Consider the following 16358-nt stretch of genomic DNA (forward strand, 5'->3'; position numbering starts at 1 on the left):
CAGCCCAGCCGGACGATGGAGGAACTCAGCGGACTCGGTCGTAGACGAGGGCCAACGTGCCGTGCTCGCCCGCGGTCTGGCTGACGAGCGTCCACTGCCTCGCGGGCAGACCGTCGTCGAAGAGACGCGGACCGCCGCCGAGGAAGACCGGAAAGATCGTGAGCGCCAGCCGGTCCACCTCGTCGGCCGCCAGCAGCGCCTTGACGACGCTCGCGCTGGACAGCACGAGAATGTCGCCGCCTTCGGTGGCCCTGAGGTCCGCGACCACCTCGGCGGTCGGCTTGTCGACGATCGTCGTGCGCTCCCACGGCGCCTCGTCGAGGGTGGAGGAGAGGACCACCTTGTCGGTGTCGACGAGCCACTTCGCGAAGCCCTCGTCGCGCGGGTCGGCACCCTCCATGCCGATGACGGTGGGCCAGAAGCCGAGGAATCCCTCGGCGTTGACCCGCCCGAGCAGGGCCGTCGTCGCCGGCTCCCAGAGGCTGGTCAGGTGGTCGCGGGCGACGTCGGTCACGGCGTACGGCATCACCCAGCCCATGTCCACGGGGTTGTCCGGCGCGGCGTAGTGGCCGTCGAGGGAGAGCGCCATGTTGGTGACGACTCGACGACCGGCGATCTGCTCTGTCATTTCGCGCTCCTTGTGTCGGGGCTGCCGGGGCTGCCGGGGCTGTCGGGGCTGTCGGGGCCGCCTGTTCTGTTTGCGCCGTTTGTGCTGTCGGTGTCGTGCGAGTTCGCGTCCGCGTCCGCGTCCGCAGCGAAGGTTGCCGCGAGCTTGTCGAGGCTCTGGCCGAAGCCGATCTCGATGCCTGCGATGAAGTCCGCGGACTCGACGGTGCTGTCGGTCATTCGCCAGTGGACGTCGAGGTCCGCGCCCGTGTCGGTGGGCCGCAGGTCCATGTCGACGTGAGCGGTGAAGGCAGGGCTGCCGTCGGGAAGCAGCGGGGAGAGGCGGTAGGCGAGGTGCTCGCCGGGGCGTACGTCGACGACGACTCCCTCCGCGCGCCCGGCGACCAGGTCGGAGTCGTCGGTGTCCTCGGCGTCGCGGTACTCCTGGACGATCCGCCCACCGGGCCGTGCCTCGAAGACGAGCTCGGAGACGCGGAGGTCTTCGGGGGTCCACCAGCGCGCGAGCAGGACGGCCTCGGTCAGGTGGCGCCAGACGAGCTCCGGTCGTTCCGTCAGCGACCGGTGGAACGTGAAGGAGCGGCCGTCGGCCCACCCCGGCTCCCGCGCGGCGAGCCGCTCTGCGTGGAGGCTGCGCCCGTAGCGGTCGTGAGTCGCGTGCGGGCCGCTGACCTGGTCCGCGGTGTCGGCGAGTCGGCTGAGCGCGGCCGCCAGGTCGCGGAGGGGCCCGGGCCTGAGTGCGTAGATGCGGCGCTGACCGGTGCGCTGGGAGGTCACGACGCCGGCGCGCTCCAGGGTCTGGAGGTGCTTGGTCGTCTGAGGTTGGCGTGCATCGGCGAGCCGAGCGAGAACGCCGACCGGGCGGGGCCGCTCGGCCAGCAGACTCACGAGCCGCCAGCGGACCGGGTCGGCCAGTGCGGCGAGGAGTGCGTCCATGGCGGTAAGTATTCCCGAAGACGAATATTCGCGTCAAGGAATATATCCGCGAGTGCCGCCGGGCAGCCGTCGCAGCTTCGGCGATGGATCCCGAGTGGCTTCACGACCTCCACATGACCCACGCCCTTCTGCCCGCGCCCTGCCACACGGCCCGGTCCGCCAGGGAACGCGGCGTGGGTAAGCACATCGCGCCTGCCTACCCGGCCGGACCGGAGAACCTCACCGGCCTGGACGCGCCTGCCTCCCTCGACGCCTGGAGCAACATCCACCGGGCCCTCCCGCCGGTGCTGCGCAGCCGCAGGATCCTGCACACCACGCACGACGATCCCGCCCGCCGCAGCGCCCTGCGTGCCCCGGACGGCAGGCGCCTCATTCCGCTCCACCCCGTCACGGTCGACGAGGCGGACCTGCGCGCCCTCGCCCGCGTGCGCCGCGTAGTCCGCGCCGGGGCGAAGGCCGCTCCCTCGGTGCTGGTGACCCGCCATGCAGGCGGCTCGGCGGACATCGAGGGCGTGGCGAGCCCCCGCGACTGTCGCGGCACGGTCGACCGGACCCTGGCGGTCCTGACCCTGACCCCCGACGAGGACGTCGAGACGCCGGCCTCGGCTCTCGCCCCCGAGCACATCGACGCGGGGACGCGCGCCGCATCGACCTGTCGGCCCAGGAACACGCGGCCTACGAGCGCTTCGCGGACCGACTCGCGGCGGCGGCCATGACGGGCCAGTTCCCGGGCGATCGGGCGGTGTTCAGGAATCGGTACTGACCCCACCACCTCGCCGTACGGCCAGCGGCCCACGACGCCGCCGAGCGTGGCCTCGTCCACCACCCGCCCTGGCAGCACACCGGGTCCGGCGGCGCTGCTGCGGTGCGTCCCGCCGTGACCCTGAGTCGGGAGCGGTCAGTTCGGGGAGGACGGGGTGAGCACCACGAAGTCGGCGTCGGACCGATCGAGGCAGACGGCCAGCCGGCCGACGCCCTCCGCGTCCGTCGGTCCCATCTGCACGCTGCCGCCGTTCCCGGTGACCGCGGCGACGGCGGCGTCGCAGTCGGCGACGGCGAACACCGGGTGCCAGTACGCCCGCCCGCCCGCCAGGGCGAGGTCCTCCTCGCGGACCTCCATCAGGCCGCCCTGCATCCGTTCCTCGGGGAGCCCGGCCGGGGTGATGAGGGTGTACGTGCCCCCGCCGCCCGGCATTTCCATCTCGCCGAACCGCCAGCCGAAGACCGCGCCGTAGAACTCCTTCGCGGCCGCGGCGTCACTCGTGTACAGCTCGGTCCAGGACAGCGAACCCGGCACGTCGGCCAGCTCGAAGCCCGCGTTCTTCCCTGGCTGCCAGACCGCGAACTGGCCGCCCGACGGGTCGGTGTACTGCGCCATCCGCCCCCACTCACCGAGGTCTCTCGGGGGCACCCGGACCACGCCGCCCGCGCCCTCCACCGCCTGGGTGGTGGCATCCGCGTCGGTGACGCAGTAGTAGATCATCCAGGCCGAGCGAGCCCCGTCCTCGGACAGCTTGCCCAGCCCGGCGACGGTCTTGCCGTCCTGCTGGAACATCCCGCCCTCCATGTCCCCGCCCTCGCCCTCGCCCCCGCCCATGGACTCGTAGTCCCAGCCGAGCACCGAGCCGTAGAAGGCCGCGGCGGCGCGGACATCGGGCGCACCGAGGTCCAGCCAGCAGGGGGAGCCGGGAGTGAGGTCGGTCGTGATCACGGCTGTTCCCTTCGCAGGTCCTGTGTCATTTCAGCGTGACACCGGCGACCGACAATCGCGCGTCGGCCACGTCCAGCGGCGCCCGGCCGCGGGCTGGGGGGTGGCAGGGCGTCGAGTCCGGCGAGGTCTGCCGTGCTCAGTTCCAGGTCTGCCGCGCCGGCGTTGTCCTTCAGGCCATGGTGCGCCGGCCGTTGTACTGCTCGTCGGTGACCTTCTCCAGCCAGGTGGTCTCCGGGCCGCCGTCACCGCGGCCCTCCCACAGGGCGAGGTGCTCCATGAAGGCGTCGGGGGCGGCGCCGTGCCAGTGCTCCTCGCCCGGCGGAGTGTGGACCGTGTCGCCGGGGCGGGCCTCGATGACCCTGCCGTCACGGCCGCCGATCAGGGCGATGCCGGAGACGATGTGCAGGGTCTGGCCCAGGGTGTGGGAGTGCCAGTCGGTCCGGGCACAGGGCGCGAACCGTACGAGGTTGAGGCGCGCCCGGGAGGGCTCCTGCCCGGCGTAGACGACGTCCCACCACACGTCACCGGTGAACCAGTCGGCCGGGGCCTTGCTGGTGGGCTGCTTCTTGAGGATCTCCATCGGCTTCTCCTGACGGTGCTACCGAGTCGGGGGTGTTGGGGGGGGGAGGATCGGGTCCGGGTTCAGGCGGCGTCGTCGTGAGCCAGGTCAGCGCCCAGCTCACGGGAGGCCTCCGCCTGCGCCAGCAGTTCCTTGGCCTTGGCCTCCGCGGTCGGGATCGCGTCGGAGCCCGCGACGAACCGCTGCGGCGGCTCCGGAAGTTCGGCGACGGCGAGCAGAGCGCGGGCGAGCTTGGCCGGGTCGCCCGCCTGCTGACCGTTCATGCTCTGCCAGGCGGCCTTCGTCGCCGCGGTGCGCTCCGCGTAGTCGTCGACGGACAGCTCCGCCCAGCTGGTGGAGGCATCCACCAGCAGCTCCGTGCGGAAGAAGCCGGGCTCCACGACCGTCGTACGGATGCCGAACGGCTCCACGTCGAAGCGCAGGGACTCCATCCAGCCCTCGACGCCGAACTTGGCGGCGGCGTAGGCGACACAGAACTCCTGGCCGACCAGCCCGGCGATGGAGGAAACGGTGATGATGTGACCGTCGCGCTGCCTCCGCATGACGGGCAGGACGGCACGGGTCACGTTCATCGGCCCGAACAGGTTCGTCTCGATCTGCTGACGCATCTGCGCGTCGGAGATCTCCTCGAAGTAACCGGCGTAGAAATTGGCGGCGTTGTTGACCAGCACGTCGATGCGGCCGAAGCGGTCCACGGCCTCCCGTACGGCGGCGTGGGCGTTCTCGAGGTCGGTGATGTCCAGGGCGGTCGCCAGCAGGTTGTCCTGCTCGCCGCCGAGGGCCTCGACGACCTGCTCCGGCCGACGGCCGGTGGCCACTACCCGATGACCGGCCTTCAGTGCCTCGCGGGCGATGTCGACGCCCAGACCGCGGCCGGCGCCGGTGATGAAAAGGACCTTGCTCATGAGGGTGGTGCTCCGTGGTGTGGTGGGGTGTCGGTCGTTGAGGGACCCGGCGCGCCGGGAACCATTGCGGGGGATCCCCTCCGTAGGGGGTTACCGACCGTTCTCGGCCAGGGCCTTCAGCTGGGTGACGGCGCTCATGGCATTGGGCCAGCCGGCGTAGAAGGCCAGGTGTGTGATGGCCTCGACCAGCTCTTCCTGGGTGACCCCGTTCTCCAGGGCCTTGGCCAGGTGGAAGCCGAGCTGGTCGGTGCGGTACAGCGCCACCAGGGTGGAGACGGTGACCAGGCTGCGATCCCTCGGGGACAGGCCCGGTCGTTCCCAGACGTCGCCGAACAGGACTTCGTCGGTCAGGTCGGCAAGCTTGGGTGCGATGTCACCGATGGCCTTCTGGGCTGCGGACTGCTGCTCCGCCATGATGCTGCTCCTGTCGTAGGGAAACGCACGGGAATTCCAAGAGGTTTCTGTCGGCCCCCTCGGCCGGGCACGTTCTTCACGCTCACACGCTTTCCCACGCGCGCAAAGAGGAGGGTTTCCTCCTGGGAGAGAAACATCCTGGGACAGATCTCTCCCACCCACGGTTCCGGTGACCGGTGCGAGACTGGCCGACATGGCCACCAGTGCGCACCTCAAGGAGCTGGGTGACTTCCTCAAGACCCGGCGTGCCGAGCTCAGCCCCCGCACCGTGGGACTGCCCGACACGAGGACGCCCCGGAGAGTGCCGGGCTTGCGCCGGGAAGAGGTCGCCCAGCTCGCCGCGATCAGCACGGACTACTACATCCGTCTGGAGCAGGGCCGTATGCAGCCTTCCGCTCCGGTCCTCCAGTCGCTCGTGCGGGTGCTGCACCTGAGCGACGACCAGCGGGACTACGTGTTCGAGCTGGCAGGCAAGGCGAACGACCGGCCCCTTCGGCGCTCCGGGCAGAAGGTGCAACCTCAGCTGCGGCGCCTGCTGGACGATCTCGCCGCCACGCCGGCCATTGTCCTGGGCCGCCGTATGGACATTCTCGCCTGGAATGCGCTCGGCGCGGCACTGGTCACCGATTTCTCCCTGATCCCGGAAAAGAAGCGCAATTACGTGCGGCTGCTTTTCACGGATCCGGCCATGAAACAGCTTTATCCGGACTGGGAACGCGTGGCCGGCACAGCCGTCGCCCAACTGCGCATGGAAGCCGCCAGGTATCCCCAGGATCCGCGGCTGACCGCACTGGTCGGCGAGCTGTCCGTGCAGGACGACGACTTCCGCACGTGGTGGGGCGGTCACCACGTCGCCGCGCTGAACGTCGGAACCAAGACCCTGCACCACCCCATCGCCGGGGAGCTCACCCTCGACTGGGACACCCTCACCGCCAGTACCGACCCCGAGCAGCAGCTCGTCGTCTGGACCGCCGAGCCCCACACCCCCTCCCACGACGGCCTGCGCCTCCTCGCCTCCTGGGCCGCGACGCATCAACAGGAGCAACACCAGCAGTAGTGCCGGGCGGCGGAGCGCACGGACGCCAGCTAAGGAACCGTTCAGTAAAACGAACGTCGCGTTCACTGCCTCAGGGGTTCGGTATAGTGAACGTATGGTTCATTCAATCGAGGCTCCTCGGGTGGGCGCACAGGTCAGCGTCTACCTCGATGACACCTACCTGGATCAGGTCGATTCGCGGGTGATCGCGGTCGGCGAGAGGGACGGGGCGCGATGGGCGGCCGTCGAGCACTGCGTGTTCCATCCGCAGGGCGGAGGCCAGCCCGCCGACCGAGGGTGGCTGGAGGACACGGAGATCGTCCCGGTCCGGGACCGCGAGTCGGGACTGATCGTGGCGACGGCGCCGGAGGGCGGCAGCCTTCCGCCCCTCGGCGAGGGGCAGAGGGTGCGAGCCCGGATCGACCTTCGGACCCGGACAGCTCACGCCGCGCTGCACACGGCCGGACACCTCGTCGAAGCGGTCGGACGGATGCAGGGGTGGGAGATGGTCGGCAGCAACCATTTCCCCGGCCAGGCACGCATCGAGTTCCAGGCACCCCAGTCGGACACGCGGCTGACCGACCCCGAAGGGCGGGAGGAGGCGACTGCCGCGCTGCGCGCCGCGGTGGCAGCCGCGGTCGCCGACGATCTGCCGGTCTTCGCACGGTGCCTCGCCGACGGGCGGCGCGTGGTGCACCTGGACGCCCTGCACGCTGCGCCGTGCGGGGGCACGCACGTGCGCAGCCTCGGCGACCTGGCCGAAGTGGTACTGCCGACGCTGAAGGTCAGGAAGGGCCGCATCCGCGTGTCCTACACCGCGACCCACAGGAGCCGCTGATGACGCCCCCGCCGTCCGGTCGCCAGCCCGTGAGCAGTACCGCAGCGGCAGTCGGCGCGAAGATCCGCCTGCGCCGCCAGCAGCGCGGCATGAGCGCCGCGGAGATGGCCCGGCGTGCCGGGCTCAGCAAAGCCACGCTGTCGCAGCTGGAGGCCGGCAACGGCAATCCGACGATCGACACCCTGGATGCGATCGCGATCGCCCTGCGCATCCCGATCGCCGACCTGCTGGCACGTGACGCCGACACCGGGCCGGTCTTCCGGCCGGGCACGGACATCGAGCCCGGCGAGGTCTCCCGGGAACTGCTGCGCCGCATCAGCAGCGGCAACAGCCTGGAGATCTGGCGGCTGCGCATCCCGCCCGAGACGGAGCTGCCCGGCGTCCCGCACGCCACCGGCACGATCGAGCACCTGCTCGTCGCCACCGGGCACGTCACCGCCGGCCCCGTCGACGCCCCGCAGGATCTGGGCCCCGGCGACATGCTCGCCTTCGCCGGAGACGCGCCGCACTTCTACCGCACCGGCTCCGAGGAAGTGGACATCACCGTCGTCTTCGCCTCCCCCATCAGCACCTGAGACCGAGGAAGACCTCTCATGAGCGCCACCATCGTCACTACTCCCTCCAGCCGTGCCTTCATCAGCGACAACATGGCCGGGGCGTCCCCGCAGATAGCCCAGGCCGTCGCCGACGCGGCCGCCGGGCAGGTCCTGCCGTACGGCAACGATCCCTACACCGACAGCGCCCGCCGCAGGCTCAGCGAGATCTTCGAGCGGGACGTCGATGTCTTCCCGGTCTCCACAGGGTCCGCCGCCAACGGGCTGAGCCTGGCCGCCCTGACCCCGCCGTGGGGCAGCGTGCTCTCTCACCCCGACAGTCACATCAACCACGACGAATGCGGCGCTCCGGAGTTCTTCACCGGCGGCGCCAAGCTGGTCGGTGTCCCCGGCCCCGACAGCAAGATCGACCCCGAAGCGCTGGAGGCGGCGGTGCGCCGCCGGGCCGGTGACGTGCACAGCGTGCAGCCGTCCGCGGTGAGCATCAGCCAGGCCACCGAGAGCGGCAGCGTCCACACCCTTGAGGAGATCCGCCGGCTGTCCGCCGTCGCCAAGGACGCAGGACTGCGCGTCCACATGGACGGCGCACGCTTTGCCAACGCCCTGGACCATCTCGGCGCCACCCCGGCCGAGATGACCTGGAAGGCCGGCATCGACGTCCTGTCCTTCGGCGCCACCAAGAACGGCGCGATGACCGCCGACGCCATCGTCTCCTTCGACCCCGCACTCGGCGCCGAGCTCGCCTTCCGCGCCAAGCGCGCCGGTCAGCTCGCCGCGAAGATGCGCTTCCACGCCGCCCAGATCGACGCGTACCTCACCGACGGCCTGTGGCTGCGCAACGCCCGCCAGGCCAACGCGATGGCCACCCGGCTCGGCGACGGTCTCAAGACCATCCCCGGCACCGGCCTGCTGGCCACGCCGCAGGCCAACATCCTCTTCTGCCGTCTGCCCCAGCAGGTCACCGAAGGACTCCTTGCCGAGGGCTACGTCTTCTACCACGACCGCTGGGAACCGGGGATCGTCCGGTTGGTCACCGCCTTCTCCCACAGCGCCGACGACATCGACCAGCTCCTCGACGCGGTCCGCCGCCACACCCACTGACCGACGGCCGGAGGACGCGGCGTGTGTCGGACGGGCTGGCATGCTGAGTTCCATGAAGATCGCGACAGCCCAGTTCACCTGTGTCCCTGCCGACATCCCGGCGAATGTGCAGCAGATGACGTCCCTGGCCACCGGGGCGCGCGAGCAGGAGGCCGAGCTGCTGGTGTTTCCTGAGCTGGCGCTGACCGGGTACGAGCTCGAAGCCGTTCTCGCCCGCCGCGATCTCTGGGTACGTGCGGACGACCCTCGCCTGGATGCGGTCCGGGAGAGCGGTGTCGCCACCGTCGTCAATTGCGTCGCGGCCACCGACGGGGAACGGCCTGCCATCGAGACGTTCGTCTTCGGGACCGACGGGGAACTGATCACCACGTATCGCAAGCAGCACCTGTTCGAGCACGAGCAGGACGTCTTCGTCGCAGGACGACACGACGGACGATTCGAGTTCGGGGGGCTGCGTTTCGCCCTGGCCACGTGCTTCGACAACCACTTCCCGGAGCTGATCTCCCGTGGGGCCGCCGAGGGATGTCAGGTTCATCTGGCCAGCTCGCTGTACGGCACGGGCGGTGGAGTGGAAGAGCTGGCGGCGGTGTATCCGGGGATCGCAAAGGACTTCGACATGCACGTAGTCGTGGCCAACCATGTCGGCCCGGCTGGTGCGTGGACGGGCTGTGGCCGCTCGGCACTGTGGGCTCCGGGCGGCGCCCTGCTGATGGAGGCCGACGCCGACACGAGCATGGTGATCACCGCCGAGGTCGGATAGGCCGTGCCCCCGATCTGCCGAGCAGGGCTTCCTTGAGGCGATCACGGCATCACACAGTCAGTCCCTGGGTGTGCTGATCGGTCAGGACTTCGTCCGCGCCGTCAACTTGTGCCGTCGGAGGAACGCGTCGACGAGCCCGTCGGTGAACTCGTGGCCGATCGGCTCGTCGGTCACCAGCACGCGGTAATAGAGGGGGCCTACGAGCTGGTCCGTCTCGGCCGCCATGTCGAGGTCCGGAGGCAGCTGGCCCCTGTCCACGGCCCGCTCCAACGGCAGGCGGTCGCGGCGGCGTTGCCCGTCAAGGTATCGGGACCGGAAGTCCTGGGCGAACACCGGATCATGCTGCGCCTGGGCGATCAGCGCCTTGAAGACGGCGCCGGGGTCGGACTCACTGAGGAACCACGCCAGTCGGCGCAGATAGTCGCGCAGGTCGAGGGCGATGTCGCCGAAATCGGGAGCCGTGAGGTCCTCGGTCGCGTCCTGGAGGAAGGCGTCCATCAGGACGTCGGTCTTGCTCTTCCACCAGCGGTAGATGGTCTGCTTGGCCACACCGGCCCGTGCGGCGATGCCCTCCATCGTGACGCCGGCGAAACCCTTCTCGACGAGCAGGCCGTCGGCCACCCGCAGTACCGCCAGCCGGGCCTGTTCGCTGCGTCCGTGCCGGTTGCCGTGGTGACGCCGCCCCGATCCGCCGGTGCTGCTCGCCTCGGCGGCGTTTGTCGCAGGTGCCATTTCCCCTCCCGTCGGTCAGAGTATCGCCTCTAGAGATAACGCAACGTTGCGTCTACTCTAGCGCCCATGACACACACCCACACGCTGGCCGACCCCCGCATCGAGACAGCCCTCAGTCGGATGTTCGAGCGGGCCGAGCAGGACGAAGTCACCGCCGCGCGCGTCAGCGCGCAGCTGCCCGGCGGGTTCACGACGCTGACACCCCAGGAGCGGGCCGACACCGTGGCGGAGGTCTACATGCCGATCTCCGCCAGGGGCGGGGAACTGCTGTACAACCTGGTCCGGGCCGCCCGCCCGGCCACGGTCGTCGAGTTCGGCATGTCCTTCGGGATCTCCACGCTGTACCTGGCCGCGGCCGTACGGGACAACGGCGCCGGACGCGTCATCACCACGGAACTCAGCAAGGACAAGATCGCCGCAACCCGCCGGACCTTCGCCGAGACCGGCCTGGACGACCTGATCACCGTGCTGGAGGGAGACGCCCGCGACACCCTCCGCGGCCTCGACGACCCCGCGGACTTCGTCCTGCTGGACGGCTGGAAAGAGCTGTGCCTGCCCGTCCTGCGGCTTCTCGAGCCGCGTCTGCGGCCCGGCACGCTCGTCGTGGCCGACGACGTCGGCCTGAGTGGCCTGCGGCCGTACCTCGACTACGTACGCGACCCGGCGAACGGATATCAGAGCGTGACGTTCCCCGTCGAGGACGGCATGGAGATCAGCTGCCGCCTCTGAGCGGCGCGGCGAAGCACACCCGGCCGGATCGGGATGAACCACCGGTCCCGCGCATGTCCCCTGCCAGTGCTGCGCTGCTGCGGTGAGACCTCACGCCCTCGCCGCCAAGAGGGCGTGCCCGAGGCCTGCATGACAGGTCTTCATGGCAATGTCGGGGGTCGTCGGCATGATCGCGTGCATGGATGTCACCTGGACGGCTGACGAGGCAGCCGCGATCCGTGCCGAGGGCAAGGAGGTCGCCCGGCTCGCGGAGGCCGGCCGCTTCCCCTTCGACGGCCGGTGGTGCGATTTCCGCCCCCCGCCCGACTGGGGCCTGCCGGGCAGGCCGACCGAACCGACCGCCACCGTCGGCCCCTGGGCGCCGAGTCACAGAGATCACTGCGCAGTTCGTACGCGGCAGGGGCCGAGACGCGCACCGTGTGGTGAGCGAGCAGCCGTGCCGTTCGGGGCCCGCGGTCGGCCGCACCTGCCGCGTGCGTGTCAGACCAGGCGTCTAGGCTGGCCATCAGACAAGTGATCAAGGAGCGGCGTAGTGCGGATAGAGCGTCACCAGGTGGGCGGGGCAGTGGTTTCGGCGGCGCGCGAGGACTTCGTGAACCGGATCGGAGGCCAGGTCCGGTCGATGTCGAAGGCCGGCCGGATGGCCACGTACGAGTGGACGTCGATCGCCGAGGAGTTTCTCGACTACCTGGGTGCCCTCTCTGTCGAAACGCCTGACCTCGACACCCCGGAGGCGAAGGCGGCGCTCAAGGACGCCACCGAAGCCGCGGCCGGCGCGGTGGCATTCGCGGCGTACTTCCCGCACTGCTCCTTCCACATCACGCTCAACTACGTGAACTTCGGCATGGGGTACGACGCCGGAGACGAGGAGGCGGCCGAGGAGAGCGTCACCCCGGGCGAGTGGATCGACGCGTTCTGTCTCGCCATCCTCTCGGACAAGGCCAAGTGGCACGGAGAGGCCTTCCACTTCGCCCGCCAGAAGTTCGGCGCCGTCGCGGACGGAACGCCCGCCGTCGAGCTCGCCAAGGGCTTCATGGCACAGGTCCTCGACGACACGGGAGACGACGACGCGGACTACCCCCCGAGCCCCCGGCAGAAGCTCGCCGCCCTCGACGCCGCGCTGGCCCGTATCCGCAGCCGGGAGGAGCAGACGGGCGAAAGCCTCCTCGACCGGCCGGACAGCGTGGCGCTCAAGACCCTGCGCGCGCTGGCCGCCGAGGACCAAGTGGGCTTCGACTCCGGACTGACCGCTCTCCTGCTGCCCTACAGCACCCTGCCTGGCCCGGGCGCCTCGGCGGGCAGCCTCCTCCCGCTCCTGCCGGTCGCCCTGGCCGCACTCGCGTACCGGACCTTGGGCTGGGCGCCGGCCCTCGAGACCGACTACCTTCCGCGCGCCCTGGTCACCGGCTTCGAGACCCGCGGCCCGCGCGTCGAAGGCTTCGGCCGCCGTCGGCGCCCGGAGGCGGTCGCCGCGCTGGCCGCCGGGCCGCTGGTGGTAGGACGGCCGACCCCCGAAAGGGCCCCGGCCCCGGAGAGCGAGGCCCTGTTCGACCAGTACACCCAGGAGGCCCTCACCCCGGTGGACGGGCAGCCCCCCGCCGTATGGCAGCTCGGGAGCGCCCTGCGCTACCAGGAGCTCCTCTTCAAGTGGCGTGCCTCGGACTCCGGCGACGTCACGGACGCCCAGCTCGCGAACCTGCGCCTGGCCTCCCAGTTGGGCGCGGCCCTGTTCCGCATCGCCCTCGCCGAGCCGGGCACCGAGGCCCGGGTGACGGTCGACGGCCGTACCCTCGGCTACCCGGCCACCCGTGGCGAGGAAGCGAGCGCGGGCAACTGGCAGACCGCCACCGCTTTCGCCCTGATCACCGGCGTACGCGAAGACCTCGCTCCGCTGGTCCTGACCGGCCCCGCCTTCACCACCGAGGACCGCTCCGCGTTCGCGTCGTACCGCGTGGCCCTCCACGACTACCTGAAGGGCGCGGACCCGGAGCCGGCGATGGAACGGGCGCTGCGGGACGTCGACAAGGCCAGGGACTGGGGCTTCTTCCCGCCGCCGGGGGCTCTCCTGTCGCAGCTCGTGGAGGGTGACGAGGAAAGCTTCAACCTCGCCCTGGCCGACGCTCTCGAAGCCCACCGCGACTACTACCGGGTCGCCGACCGCGCCGACGACCCGGACGCCCGGATCGACCTCAACGTCCTGGGCCTGGCCTGCCACGCCCGCCGCAGAGGCTGGAACGTCCGGGTCGAGTCCCCCTACCTGCCCGAGCGGTTGCTCCAGGCGGCCGAACCCTTCTGAAAGGGCTCCCCTCTATCGGGAGGCCAGTTTCCGCAGGAGCAGGGAGGAGACCGGGGTGGGCAGGGCGCGCAGCGTGCGGACCAGCGTCGCTGTGGGCCAGGGAAAGTACGCCTGCGCCGGTTCCTTCTCCAGGGCGCGTACGACGTGCCGGGCCGCCTGATCCTGGCTGATCCGGAAGGGCTTGGGCAGGCCGTCCTCGCTGATGCGCTCGGTGGCGACGAAGCCGGGGTGGATCGTGGTGAACCGGATGCCTCGGGGCGCCAGTTCGACGCGGGCGGCGTCGATGAGCGTGCGCGCGGCCGCCTTCGCCGCTGAGTACGGCCCTTGGCGGGGGATGCCCATCAGCCCGGCCAGTGAGCTGGTGTGGGCGATCAGTCCCCCGTCCTTCTGGCTTCCCATCTGCCCGATCAGCGGGATGAGGTAGTTGACGACGACGTCGTAGTTCAACGCCATGATCCGTGAGACGTCGTCCACGGTGACCTGGTCCATGGACATGTCCGGTCCCTGGCCGGCGTTGAGCAGGGCTATGTCGAGGGTCCCGTACTCCGCGGCCGCGGCCGCCACGACGTCGGCGGCCGCCTGCGGGTTCAGGGCGTCGGCGGCGATGTGCAGGCAGTCGCTGCCCGCGGCTCGTATCTCCTGTGCGACGGCGACCAGTTCGGGTGCGCGCCGTGCGGTGATGACGAATCGGTTGCCGCCGGGGGCGAGGTGGCGTGCCACCTCGGCGCCGATGCCCGACGAGGCCCCGACGATCAGGATGGTGCTGCCGGTGATGCGCGCCATGGCGTTCCTTCGCTCGAAGTCCCTTGCCCCGTCATAGCAGTCACACGAGTCACAGATGTCTCGGATGTCTCAGACAGTGTCACGTCTCTCTGCGGTTCTTCGGTGCCGGCAACTGTGCTGCTCCTCCCGCACGGCATGGTCGTCAGCGCGGCAGCGCTGGTTCGAGTCGGATGGTTCGGCCGGTCCGTTTCGTCACGGACGTGCGCGCCGACGCGTACCTCGTGATGTCGTGACCGTCGATGTGATGTGGATCACTCTCGGGCTGCTTCGGGGCGGGCGGGCGCGATCATCATGGGAATGGACACTCGTTTCGTTGGCATCGCTGAGCTGGTCGAGGCCCCGTCCGTGGCGGTCGTAGTCGACGTCATGCGTGCGTTCACCGTTGCTGCCTGGGCTTTTGGCCAGGGGGCGGAAAAGATCGTTCTTGCCGAGTCGCTGGACGACGCTCTGGCGCTCAAGGCTCGCCACCCGGATTGGGTGGCGCTCAAAGACGGTCCGCCCGCGCCCGGGTTCGACATGGTCAACTCTCCGGGCAAGCTGCGATCTGTTGACCTTGGCGGACGGACCGTTGTGCAGAAGACCACGGCAGGGACGGTCGGCGCCCTTGCGGTCAAGGAGGCGTCGTTGGTGCTGTGCGCCGGCTTCGTCGTGGCGGAGGCAACGGCTCGGCTCTTGCGGACACGCAGGAGTGACGGTGTCACGTTCGTGGTCACCGGCGACGATGGACAGGCCGACGAAGATCTGGCGTGCGCTCAATACATCGCTCGGAGAGCCACCGAGGCCGGGACGGATGCCGCTGTGTTCCTTCGCCGCGCTGCCGAGTCGCGCGCCGCCGCCGAGCTGACGCAGAGTGTGCGTCAAGGAGTCCATCCTGATGACGTTGCACTCTGCCTTGAGCTCGACCGGTTTCCCTTCGCCATGGTGGCGTCCTTGGAGGACTCGCTCATGATCCTGCGCCCACGCGCGATGCCTTCGCTGACGGACGAGGACCCGGTCTGACAGCTCGGTGCCCACGCCGTCGAACTCGCCCGGGAACCCTGATCGGTGCGTCGCCCTCGCACTGTGTATCTGAGGGCACTTGCACGGCCTGGTGTCGCTGGAGGTCCAGGCCACATGCACACCCAGACCACCGGCCCGGAAAAGCTCTTCCAAGAGGAACTCGCCCAGCTCATGGAGACGCCGGCCGTCCCGCGCCGGCGCTGAACGCCCGAAGCTGCTCAGCAGAGGGACAGGGAATCAGCCGTTGCGGCTGTCGGCTGCCCCGCTTGGGCAGGCGCGGGAGGTGACCAAGGGGGGCAGGGACGTCATGCGGGGAGGAGGCCCGTGCGGAGCCTGCCCAGGGTGCGGGTGAGCAGGCGGGAGATGTGCATCTGCGAGAGGTTCAGTTCGCGGCCGATGTCCGCCTGTGTCATCTCGCGGCCGAAGCGCATCTCGATGATGGTCCGTTCCCGCTCGTCGAGCTGCTGAAGCATCGGAGCGAGCGCGTGCAGGTTCTCGAACAGTGCCAGCGCCGGGTCGACATCGCCCAGGATGTCCGCGTACTTCGGTCCGCCGTCGCCGGAATCGTCGTCGACGCCGGGAGTGTCGATCGAACCGGCGACGTAGCCGTTGGCGGCCACCAGGCCCTCGATGATCTCTTCCTCGGTGAGGTCCAGATGAGCCGCGAGTTCCTGCACCGTCGGCGGGCGGTTCAGGCTGGTGGCGAGCGCCTCCCTGCTCTGGGCCAGGCTGACGCGCAGTTCCTGGAGGCGCCTCGGGACGTGCACGGCCCAGGTGGTGTCGCGGAAGAAACGCTTGATCTCGCCGACGATGTAGGGAATCGCGAAGGAGGTGAACTCGACCTCGCGCGACAGGTCGAACCGGTCTATGGCCTTGATGAGGCCGATCGTGCCGACCTGGATGACGTCCTCCATGTCCCCACTGCCCCGGTTGCGGAAGCGGCGGGCCGCGAAGTTCACAAGGGACACGTTCATCTCGATCAGCGTGTTGCGGACGTACTGGTACTCCCGGGTGCCCTCCTCCAAGTCCCGTAGCCGGTCCAGGAACAGCTTGGACAGCACGCGCGCGTCCTTGGGGGCGACCTTGCCTCCGTCCTCGATCCACGGCAGCTCGTCCACGACCTCCGGCGTTCCCGTGCTGCATGCAGATGCTGCGGGGGCGTTCACGGAGAGGGTCACGGTGCCGCCTTAGATGGAAAGCAAGATGAGGCTCTCCTGCCCGCTCCGGCCGCATGCATGTCCGACGGACACGGCCTCGGGCAAGTTGTGGGGGCGGCCACCGACGCCCAGCGCGCGCTGGGCGACCTAGACGGGCCTGTGCGGGCCGACCGCCCATCGGCCCATGGCGGTCGACCGAGAGG

The 16358-nt window shown here is 70.0% G+C and carries 18 protein-coding genes; 9 read left to right on the plus strand and 9 right to left on the minus strand.

What is annotated here, in order from left to right; genetic code table 11:
• Positions 1–25: 25 nt before the first annotated feature.
• Together G9272_RS05470 and G9272_RS05475 are read right to left on the minus strand one after the other, a co-directional pair.
• Complete coding sequence (locus tag G9272_RS05470; protein WP_171395471.1) at positions 26–628, minus strand: dihydrofolate reductase family protein; 603 nt, start codon at positions 626–628, stop codon at positions 26–28.
• A complete protein-coding gene (locus G9272_RS05475) occupies positions 625–1560 on the minus strand; it encodes a metalloregulator ArsR/SmtB family transcription factor (protein ID WP_171395472.1) in 936 nt (311 codons plus the stop codon). The genes G9272_RS05470 and G9272_RS05475 overlap by 4 nt, the downstream gene beginning before the upstream one ends.
• A 173-nt stretch (positions 1561–1733) precedes the next feature.
• Here G9272_RS05475 and G9272_RS05480 point away from each other — a divergent pair, with 173 nt between their 5' ends.
• Positions 1734–2276, plus strand: coding sequence for a hypothetical protein (locus G9272_RS05480; protein WP_171395473.1), 543 nt, complete (start codon positions 1734–1736; stop codon positions 2274–2276).
• A 182-nt stretch (positions 2277–2458) separates the two neighbouring features.
• On the opposite strand, the gene G9272_RS05485 is transcribed toward G9272_RS05480, so the two are convergent.
• From G9272_RS05485 to G9272_RS05500, 4 genes are all read right to left on the minus strand, one after another.
• A complete protein-coding gene (locus tag G9272_RS05485; RefSeq protein WP_171395474.1) occupies positions 2459–3271 on the minus strand; it encodes a VOC family protein in 813 nt (270 codons plus the stop codon).
• A 169-nt stretch (positions 3272–3440) separates the two neighbouring features.
• Positions 3441–3851: a (R)-mandelonitrile lyase gene (locus G9272_RS05490; protein WP_171395475.1), complete on the minus strand. Its 411-nt coding sequence runs from the start codon at positions 3849–3851 to the stop codon at positions 3441–3443.
• A 62-nt stretch (positions 3852–3913) separates the two neighbouring features.
• Positions 3914–4756: an SDR family oxidoreductase gene (locus tag G9272_RS05495; RefSeq protein ID WP_171395476.1), complete on the minus strand. Its 843-nt coding sequence runs from the start codon at positions 4754–4756 to the stop codon at positions 3914–3916.
• A 90-nt stretch (positions 4757–4846) separates the two neighbouring features.
• Positions 4847–5170, minus strand: a complete 324-nt coding sequence (locus tag G9272_RS05500; RefSeq protein ID WP_171395477.1) for a carboxymuconolactone decarboxylase family protein — start codon at positions 5168–5170, stop codon at positions 4847–4849.
• 193 nt (positions 5171–5363) lie between these two features.
• Here G9272_RS05500 and G9272_RS05505 point away from each other — a divergent pair, with 193 nt between their 5' ends.
• The 5 genes from G9272_RS05505 to G9272_RS05525 all read left to right on the plus strand — a co-directional run bounded on the left by G9272_RS05505 (position 5364) and on the right by G9272_RS05525 (position 9459).
• Complete coding sequence (locus G9272_RS05505; protein ID WP_171395478.1) at positions 5364–6227, plus strand: helix-turn-helix domain-containing protein; 864 nt, start codon at positions 5364–5366, stop codon at positions 6225–6227.
• A gap of 94 nt (positions 6228–6321) precedes the next feature.
• Positions 6322–7044, plus strand: a complete 723-nt coding sequence (locus G9272_RS05510; RefSeq protein ID WP_171395479.1) for a metal-dependent hydrolase — start codon at positions 6322–6324, stop codon at positions 7042–7044.
• Positions 7045–7073: 29 nt separating this feature from the next.
• A complete protein-coding gene (locus tag G9272_RS05515) occupies positions 7074–7619 on the plus strand; it encodes a helix-turn-helix domain-containing protein (protein ID WP_253267715.1) in 546 nt (181 codons plus the stop codon).
• Positions 7620–7637: 18 nt separating this feature from the next.
• Complete coding sequence (locus G9272_RS05520; protein WP_171395481.1) at positions 7638–8699, plus strand: threonine aldolase family protein; 1062 nt, start codon at positions 7638–7640, stop codon at positions 8697–8699.
• Between the two features lie 52 nt (positions 8700–8751).
• On the plus strand, positions 8752–9459 hold the full coding sequence (locus G9272_RS05525) for a carbon-nitrogen hydrolase family protein (protein WP_171395482.1): 708 nt from the start codon (positions 8752–8754) through the stop codon (positions 9457–9459).
• 81 nt (positions 9460–9540) lie between these two features.
• Here the strand turns inward: G9272_RS05525 and G9272_RS05530 are convergent, their stop codons facing one another.
• Positions 9541–10191, minus strand: coding sequence for a TetR/AcrR family transcriptional regulator (locus tag G9272_RS05530; protein ID WP_171395483.1), 651 nt, complete (start codon positions 10189–10191; stop codon positions 9541–9543).
• Positions 10192–10257: 66 nt separating this feature from the next.
• Here G9272_RS05530 and G9272_RS05535 point away from each other — a divergent pair, with 66 nt between their 5' ends.
• A complete protein-coding gene (locus G9272_RS05535) occupies positions 10258–10920 on the plus strand; it encodes an O-methyltransferase (RefSeq protein ID WP_171395484.1) in 663 nt (220 codons plus the stop codon).
• 532 nt (positions 10921–11452) lie between these two features.
• Entirely contained in the window at positions 11453–13216 is a 1764-nt protein-coding gene (locus G9272_RS05540) for an immunity 49 family protein (RefSeq protein ID WP_253267716.1), read from the plus strand.
• 12 nt (positions 13217–13228) lie between these two features.
• On the opposite strand, the gene G9272_RS05545 is transcribed toward G9272_RS05540, so the two are convergent.
• Complete coding sequence (locus tag G9272_RS05545; RefSeq protein ID WP_171395485.1) at positions 13229–13999, minus strand: SDR family NAD(P)-dependent oxidoreductase; 771 nt, start codon at positions 13997–13999, stop codon at positions 13229–13231.
• A gap of 297 nt (positions 14000–14296) precedes the next feature.
• On the opposite strand from G9272_RS05545, the gene G9272_RS05550 reads away from it, so the two are divergent.
• Positions 14297–14998 carry a 2-phosphosulfolactate phosphatase gene (locus G9272_RS05550; protein WP_171395486.1) on the plus strand — a complete coding sequence of 234 codons (702 nt, stop codon included), beginning with the start codon at positions 14297–14299 and terminating at the stop codon, positions 14996–14998.
• A gap of 305 nt (positions 14999–15303) precedes the next feature.
• Here G9272_RS05550 and G9272_RS05555 read toward each other — a convergent pair whose 3' ends face one another.
• On the minus strand, positions 15304–16176 hold the full coding sequence (locus G9272_RS05555) for a SigB/SigF/SigG family RNA polymerase sigma factor (protein ID WP_437184253.1): 873 nt from the start codon (positions 16174–16176) through the stop codon (positions 15304–15306).
• Positions 16177–16358: the final 182 nt, after the last annotated feature.

The organism is Streptomyces asoensis, assembly GCF_013085465.1.
In the GTDB taxonomy this organism is placed as follows: domain Bacteria; phylum Actinomycetota; class Actinomycetes; order Streptomycetales; family Streptomycetaceae; genus Streptomyces; species Streptomyces cacaoi_A.